A 7,708-nucleotide genomic window follows, 5' to 3' on the forward strand; every position below is an offset into this window, starting at 1 on the left:
ACTTCAACTTCCGGGGCTTTTTCTTTTATCGTTCAGCTGGGTTTAGCGCTTCTTCGCATTAGCAAATGCAGCGGCAAACGCACCGCCCATCGCGCCCTGAGATGGCTGCTCTTTATGGCGTGGTGCGCGGTTTTGTTCACGCTTTGGCGCACGCTGGCTGCGGCTCTCCTGGCCTGGCTCGTCGTTTAAACGCATGGAGAGGCCGATACGCTTACGCGCCACGTCGACTTCCATCACTTTCACTTTGACGATATCACCTGCTTTTACCACTTCACGCGGGTCAGCAACATAGCGGTCGGTAAGGGCAGAAATGTGCACCAGCCCGTCCTGGTGGACGCCGATATCGACAAAGGCACCGAAGTTGGCCACGTTGGACACTACGCCTTCAAGCACCATGCCCGGCTCCAGGTCGTTCATGGTATTGACGCCTTCGGCGAAAGTTGCGGTCTTAAACTCCGGGCGCGGGTCGCGGCCAGGTTTGTCCAGCTCTTTGATGATGTCTGTCACGGTTGGCAGACCAAAAGTGTCATCGGTGTAGTCGATGGCTTTCAGTCCTTTGAGGAAGCTGCTGTCGCCGATCATCGATTTGACCTGCTTGCTGTTCTTCTCTGCAATGGTTTTTACTACCGGGTAGGCTTCCGGGTGCACCGATGAGGCATCAAGTGGATTCTTGCCGTCCATGATCCGCAGGAAGCCGGCGCACTGTTCGAATGCTTTTGGTCCCAGACGGGCGACTTTCTTCAGCGTGGTGCGAGCTTCAAAGCGGCCATTCTCATCGCGGTAGTCGACAATGTTTTGCGCCAGAGTAGCAGACAGACCTGCGACCCGGGTCAGCAGGGCCGGAGAAGCGGTGTTTACATCTACGCCAACGGCGTTTACACAGTCTTCCACGACGGCATCCAGGCGTTTGGCCAGCATGGTCTGGCTGACGTCATGCTGGTACTGGCCGACACCGATGGATTTCGGGTCGATCTTCACCAGTTCAGCCAGCGGGTCCTGCAGACGGCGGGCAATCGAAACGGCGCCACGCAGCGAAACGTCCAGGTTCGGGAACTCTTTCGCCGCCAGCTCGGAGGCAGAGTAAACCGAAGCGCCGGCTTCACTGACCATGATTTTCTGCGCTTTGAGTCCGCCACGTTTGATAACGTCTGCGGCAAATGCATCGGTTTCACGCGAAGCGGTGCCGTTACCGATGGCGATCAGGTCAACGTTGTGCTGCTTACACAGACGGGCGATCACCTCTGCAGCCTGGTCGTATTTTTTCTGTGGCGGGTGCGGGTAGATGGTGTCGGTTGCCAGCACTTTACCGGTACTGTCGACGACCGCTACTTTGGTGCCGGTGCGCAGACCCGGATCCAGCCCCAGCGTCGCGCGCGGACCAGCCGGCGCTGCCATCAGCAGGTCTTTCAGGTTGGTGGCAAACACCTCAATCGCTTCGGTCTCGGCTTTCTCTTTCAGCGCCGCCATCAGCTCGGTTTCCATGTGCATGGAGACTTTGATCCGCCATGCCCAGCTGATCACCTGCTTACGCCAGCCATCTGCCGGTGCTTCGCTCAGGTGGATACCGTAGTGCTGTGCGATCAGGGTTTCACAGTAAGACTGGCGCACGCCCTCTTCCTGTGCAGGATCAGCATTCAGGCTCAGTTGCAGGAAGCCTTCGTTACGGCCACGCAGCATGGCAAGGGCGCGGTGAGACGGCACCCGGCTGATCGGCTCATCGTGCTCAAAATAGTCTTTAAACTTCTCACCAGCCTGCTCCTGGCCGCTTACCACGCGGGCACTCAGTTCGGCGTGTTTGTTCAGGTAAATCCGGATTTTTTCCAGCAGGTTAGCGTCTTCGGCAATGCGCTCCATCACGATAGCGCGGGCACCGTCGAGGGCGGCTTTATTGTCTGCGATGCCTTTATCAGCACTGATGAACTTCGCGGCTTCGCTTTCCGGGTCAGTTTGCGGGTGTTGCCACAGGATATCGGCCAGTGGCTCAAGACCTGCTTCAATCGCGATCTGGCCTTTGGTGCGGCGCTTCGGCTTGTACGGCAGGTAGAGGTCTTCCAGTCTGGTTTTGCTGTCGGCCTGATTGATCTCTTTTTCCAGTTCCGGCGTCAGTTTGCCCTGATCGGAGATGGATTTCAGGATCGTCTGACGACGGTCATCCATCTCGCGCAGGTAGGACAGGCGGCTGTCCAGGTTACGCAGCTGGGTATCATCCAGCCCGCCGGTTACTTCTTTCCGGTAACGGGCAATAAAGGGAACCGTATTACCTTCATCAATCAGGTTTACAGCAGCAAGGACCTGCTCAGTACGAACGCTGAGTTCGTGAGCAATGGTTTGACAGATAGCCTGGGTCATCCGTGGTGTTCTCTTTTATTCGGGTTTGTCGTTAAGATGGGGACATCGGGCAGGTTTTGCAATGCCATTGCTTATCGTTGCTGCAATTGTCTGATATGAATAGCTACAATGAACTCTTCAGGCAGACGTCAGGTTCAGGTTAAATCCCTGGCTGGTGTGAAACTTACGTCGCTTTTGCGTTTCAAATCCGTAACGGTTTAACTTCAGGGTACTTTTATGAAACCACTTTTGCTGGCTCTGGCTGCGTTTTCTGTCGCAGGTCTGGTAAGCGTTCCGGCTCACAGTGCGGGCTTCAGCACTTCACATCCGGCTTATGAACTGGACAGCCAGATAGTGCTGGGCAGGACAGAGAATGCTTACTACACGGGTATTGAGGAGCTGAAGGGAGTGCCTTTTGCGGCCAAGATCGATACCGGTGCAGATACCACCTCGGTTCACGCTGAAGAAGTGCATGTATTCAGTCGCCACCCCAAATATAAGGGCATGAAAGATAAAGCCCTGATGAAACAGATTGTGGATGACCTGGGGGCGTTTGAAGAGGGCAGTCTGTGGAAGCAGCCTTATGATACTTCTCCTGAGCTCGATATCCGCGGCGTGGTGCGTTTTACCATCCACAACCCGGTGACCGGTGAAGCGATTGAACTGGAGCGTCCGCTGGCGAGGATGAGCGTTATCCGCAGTCGTACCAGTGAAGAGCCAATTTATCGTCCGGTGGTTAAGCTGGAGCTGACCATTGCCGGAGAAACCGCAAAAACGGAAGTGAATCTGACCAACCGCAGCCAGTTCTCGACTCCGATCCTTATAGGTAAAACCTATCTGCGTGATCACGCCTGGGTGATGGCCGGGTACGACTATCTTCAGTCCCTGCCGCAGGCAACCCTGATTGGCCGCAGCGACAGCGGCACTGTCGACGGGGTGGATGTGGATATCAGCCTGTCTCAGTCGGCGAATTACAGCAGCCTGAATGCGCGCAATATCAAAGTGAAAGGAGACCGGGTGCAGTTTGACCTGGTTGGCCGCAAACACAAAACCAAAGCCATGAACCTGCCGCTGGTGCGCATGCTGCCGGTGAGCGGAAACAAAAAGCCACTGGTGTATGTGCCGCTGAAAGTCGCTGATAACGAAGTGAAGCAGGTACTGGTTTATCCTGATGACCGTTCTGACAGCAGTACTCAGTTGAGACTGGGGCTGCGCAGCCAGAGTGAATTGTTTGTGACAGTAATGAATGAGAAGGCCCTGTCCGGTAAGAAAACAGCCGGGTTTGGTGAATGGCAGAAAAAGCACAATGCACTGCTTGTGTCTCCGCAGGAAACCCTGACCCTTGATGAAGTAAGACTTCCTGCTGAGCCGGTACCCGGGGTGAAAACGTCATTACTGGAAGTGGCGGAGTACGAGTACGACGAGCGCAAAGATGAAGTCAGCTATGTGCTGGGTAACCGAAAAATCACCAAACCGGTTAAGCGCATGCTGCAGGTGGGAGAAAACCGCCGTCCGGTGGTGGAAGGAGAGTTTGTTTATAACGGTGAGCGCCAGTGGAAAGAGTTTGCACTGGAGTCGCTGGATGATGAAACTCAGCCGCGCTTCGTGATTGGGCGCAGCTTTGATAAAAATGGCGTGGTGATCAATACCCGCGCCGTGGAACTGCTGACGCCTCAGCCGGTATTTAAGGCGGGTTATATCGAGCAGGCCCAGGTGGAAGGGATGAGCTTTCCGGTGAAGCTGGATACCGGCGCCGATATGAGCTCAATGAGTGCAGAAAACATTCAGCGTTTTGAAAAAGACGGCAAGCCAATGGTGCGCTTTACCTATCGCAACAGCGATGGCGCAGAGAAAGTGCTGGAGAAACCGGTGGTGGACGAGATAAGCGTAAAAGCCAAAGCCGGAGAAAAGAATTTCGACCGCCCGGTGATTGAGGTGGAGGTACGCCTTGGTAAAGTCAAAGCGACCATCCGGGTGAACCTGAAAGACCGCTCGCGCTTTCGCTACAGCATGATCCTTGGCCGGAACTTCCTGCGCCACGGGCTGGTGGTGAGCAGCGACGGGACCTTTATTCTGACCGAAGAGAAGTAATCTCTTTGTACAGAAATACAAAAGGGGCCAGCCGGCCCCTTTTTTCTGTTGGTGCGTATCACTCTTTCTGGTAGTCAATACTGTTTAAAAACCACTCTTTTTCCCCGTCCGGAGTGCGCACCACGAACTCATCATCGACCTCTTTTTTGAGCAGCGCGCGCGCCATTGGTGAGTCGACAGAGATATAGTCTTTCACCCCACCGTAGATTTCATCGGGGCCGACGATGCGAAACTTCTTCACTTCACCGGCGTCGTTCTCAATCTCTACCCAGGCTCCGAAGAATACTTTGCCTTCCTGTTGAGGGGCGTAATCAACCACGGTCACCTGCTCAAGGCGTTTACGCAGGTAACGGACCCGGCGGTCGATTTCGCGCAGGCGTTTCTTATTGTACTGGTAGTCTGCGTTTTCTGAGCGGTCGCCCAGACTGGCGGCCCAGGTCACTTTTTTGGTGACTTCAGGGCGCTCTTCTTTCCACAGAAAATCGAGCTCTTTTTTCAGGCGGTTAAAGCCTTCCCGGGTGATGTAATTGGTTCTCATAAGGCTGGGTGTAATTTTTGTCTTTAGCAGCAGGTTATACCAATATAAGACTAAGGCTGACAAGGTTTGTCGCCTGGCGTGATCGGCACGGTAAAAAAGAAATAAACGTTAACAATTATTTGTCCGTGATACCGGCAACTAGTGTTACATTTTAGTCTCGCTATTCTATTTGGCAGGTAATGACAGATGCAAGAAAACTACAAGATTCTGGTTGTTGATGATGACGCGCGGCTGCGCTCGCTGCTGGAGCGTTATCTGTCTGAGCAGGGATTTCAGGTGCGCAGTGTCGCCAACAGTGAACAGATGGACCGCTTATTAACCCGGGAAACCTTCCACCTGATGGTGCTGGACCTGATGTTGCCGGGCGAAGATGGCCTCTCTATTTGCCGTCGTCTGCGTAACGCTAACAACATGCTGCCGATTCTGATGCTGACCGCCAAAGGTGATGAGATTGACCGTATCGTTGGTCTGGAAGTGGGTGCAGACGACTATCTGCCAAAACCGTTTAACCCGCGTGAGTTGCTGGCCCGTATCCGTGCGGTACTGCGTCGTCAGAGCGTGGAAGCCCCAGGAGCACCGAGTACCGAAGACAAAGAAGTGACCTTTGGTGAGTTCCGCCTGAACCTGGGAACCCGCGAGATGTTCCGTGGTGATGAGCCAATGCCGCTCACATCCGGTGAGTTTGCGGTACTGAAAGCGCTGGTAACCAACGCCCGTGAACCTATGTCGCGCGATAAGCTGATGAACATGGCCCGCGGCCGTGAGTACTCGGCGATGGAACGCTCCATTGACGTACAGATCTCCCGCCTGCGCCGCATGCTGGAAGATGACCCAAGCCGCCCGCGCTATATCCAGACCGTATGGGGACTGGGGTATGTGTTTGTGCCGGATGGGAAAGAGGCGTAAAGATTATTTAGGTCCTTGGGCGCTTCGCTTATTGGTCCTGGGTATTGGGGAGTTTGTTGAAACTGCTTTGATCAAGTGGAAGTTCTGACTTGACGGCAAAGGTAGTATGAATGAGCCTGCTTGCAGGACCCAGGACCCAGGACCCAGGACCCAGGACCCAGGACCCAGGACCCAGGACCCAGGACCCAGGACCCAGGACCCAGGACCCAGGACCCAGGACCCAGGACCCAGGACCCAGGACCCAGGACCCCATTATCCCCTATACTTCCGATTAATTTCCCTCAACCCTCCGACCGAGGTCTTTTATGCGCCTGCGTCTTCGAAGTTCCCGTACCCAAAGCATCTTTCTGTTTCTGACCCTGCTGCTCGCCAGTCAGGTCTTTTCCTACTATGCGGTGTTTAATTACGCACTGGTGCCCAGCCTGCAGCAGTTCAACCGTATTCTCGCGTATGAAATCAATATTATTCTGGACGATACGCCTCAGGAAGAGGGAGCGTCAGCGCTGCTGAGACGTCGCCTGCTGGAGCAACTGGGGGTGAGTGTTCATGCCCCGGAAGATGCGGCGACCGCGGAGCTGAAAAAAGCGACCACCATAGACCTGATGAGTGAGCAGATGACCGATGCGATCGGCTCGCCGACCCTGGTGTGGCTGGCGCTGGGGGAAGAGAGTTATGTGCTGTGGATGAAGATAGACGCGCTGCCCGGGTCATTAATACGGATACCGCTTTCTGAGTTGCAGCAGGATGATTTTACTCCGCTGTTTCGCAACAGTCTGATAGGTGCGCTGCTGATCGTGTTTGGTGGCTGGCTGTTTATCCGGATCCAGAACCGGCCGCTGATGTCGCTGGAAAGTGCGGCTAAAAAAGTGGGGCGGGGAGAGATCCCGCCTGAAATCCCTGAGCGCGGGGCGAGTGAAATCATCGCGGTGGCCAAAGCGTTTAACCAGATGTCAAAAGGCATTCAGGAACTGGAGGAAGACCGTGCCCTGCTGATGGCCGGGGTGAGCCATGACCTGCGCACCCCGCTGACCCGTATCCGGCTGGCGACAGAAATGATGTCGCCGGAAGACCGGTATCTGGCTGAGAGTATGATCAACGACACCGAGGAGTGTAACGAGATCATCAGCCAGTTTATGGACTACCTTAAACCGGTCGATACCGACAGTTTCGAGGCGGTGTGCCTTAATGAAGTGGCTGGTGAGGTTGCTAGCTCGGAGGGGGGCTATGAGCTCCAGGTCGAACAGGATCTGGCTAAGCTTAAACACCCGGTGGCCGGCAACCCGATAGCGATCAAACGGGCGGTCAGTAATCTGGTGGTGAATGCGATTCGCTACGGAAACGGCTGGGTAAAAGTCAGCACGGGTACTACCGCCGATAACAAACTTGCATGGGTTTGTGTGGAGGATAACGGCCCGGGAATAGAGCGCTCCCAGCTGAGCAAGCTATTCCAGCCTTTTACCCGCGGCGATACTGCCCGTGGCTCAGAGGGAACCGGTCTTGGGCTGGCGATAGTGAAGCGTATTGTCGGCCAGCACCACGGCGCGCTGTCGGTAAATAACCGCAGTCAGGGTGGACTGAAAGTGCAGATCAGTTTTCCAGTGAAGCTGCGAAGCTGAGGCCCTGGGCTCTCGGCTCTGGGGAGAGCACTGCGAGGTCAGTGGGATCTGCAGTGAAATTTGTTGACGTACGGCTCGTGCGTTGAAAACATCTTGCAGCGCCCAGCGCCCAGCGCCCAGCGCCCAGCGCCCAGCGCCCAGCGCCCAGCGCCCAGCGCCCAGCGCCCAGCGCCCAGCGCCCAGCGCCCAGCGCCCAGCGCCCAGCGCCCAGCGCCCAGCGCCCAGCGCC

Annotated in this window: 5 protein-coding genes; 3 read left to right on the top strand and 2 right to left on the bottom strand. The window is 55.4% G+C overall.

The features are described 5' to 3' along the window. Positions 1 to 42 precede the first annotated feature (42 nt). A complete protein-coding gene (locus ACVB80_RS21915; protein WP_481083419.1) occupies positions 43 to 2,349 on the bottom strand; it encodes a Tex family protein in 2,307 nt (768 codons plus the stop codon). Between the two features lie 216 nt (positions 2,350 to 2,565). On the opposite strand from ACVB80_RS21915, the gene ACVB80_RS21920 reads away from it, so the two are divergent. Further along, the gene (locus ACVB80_RS21920) at positions 2,566 to 4,419 is read left to right on the top strand and encodes an ATP-dependent zinc protease family protein (RefSeq protein WP_481083420.1); all 1,854 of its coding nucleotides are present in this window, start codon (positions 2,566 to 2,568) and stop codon (positions 4,417 to 4,419) included. A gap of 58 nt (positions 4,420 to 4,477) precedes the next feature. On the opposite strand, the gene greB is transcribed toward ACVB80_RS21920, so the two are convergent. Continuing rightward, entirely contained in the window at positions 4,478 to 4,957 is a 480-nt protein-coding gene (gene greB, locus ACVB80_RS21925) for a transcription elongation factor GreB (protein WP_481083421.1), read from the bottom strand. A 186-nt stretch (positions 4,958 to 5,143) separates the two neighbouring features. Between greB and ompR the strand changes: the two genes are divergently transcribed. Together ompR and envZ are read left to right on the top strand one after the other, a co-directional pair. Continuing rightward, entirely contained in the window at positions 5,144 to 5,863 is a 720-nt protein-coding gene (gene ompR / locus ACVB80_RS21930; protein ID WP_481083422.1) for an osmolarity response regulator transcription factor OmpR, read from the top strand. A gap of 311 nt (positions 5,864 to 6,174) precedes the next feature. Beyond that, positions 6,175 to 7,479, top strand: a complete 1,305-nt coding sequence (gene envZ / locus ACVB80_RS21935; RefSeq protein WP_481083426.1) for a two-component system sensor histidine kinase EnvZ — start codon at positions 6,175 to 6,177, stop codon at positions 7,477 to 7,479. The last annotated feature ends 229 nt before the right edge of the window (positions 7,480 to 7,708 follow it).

It is taken from the genome of Vibrio sp. 9-16B-A1 (assembly GCF_056726165.1).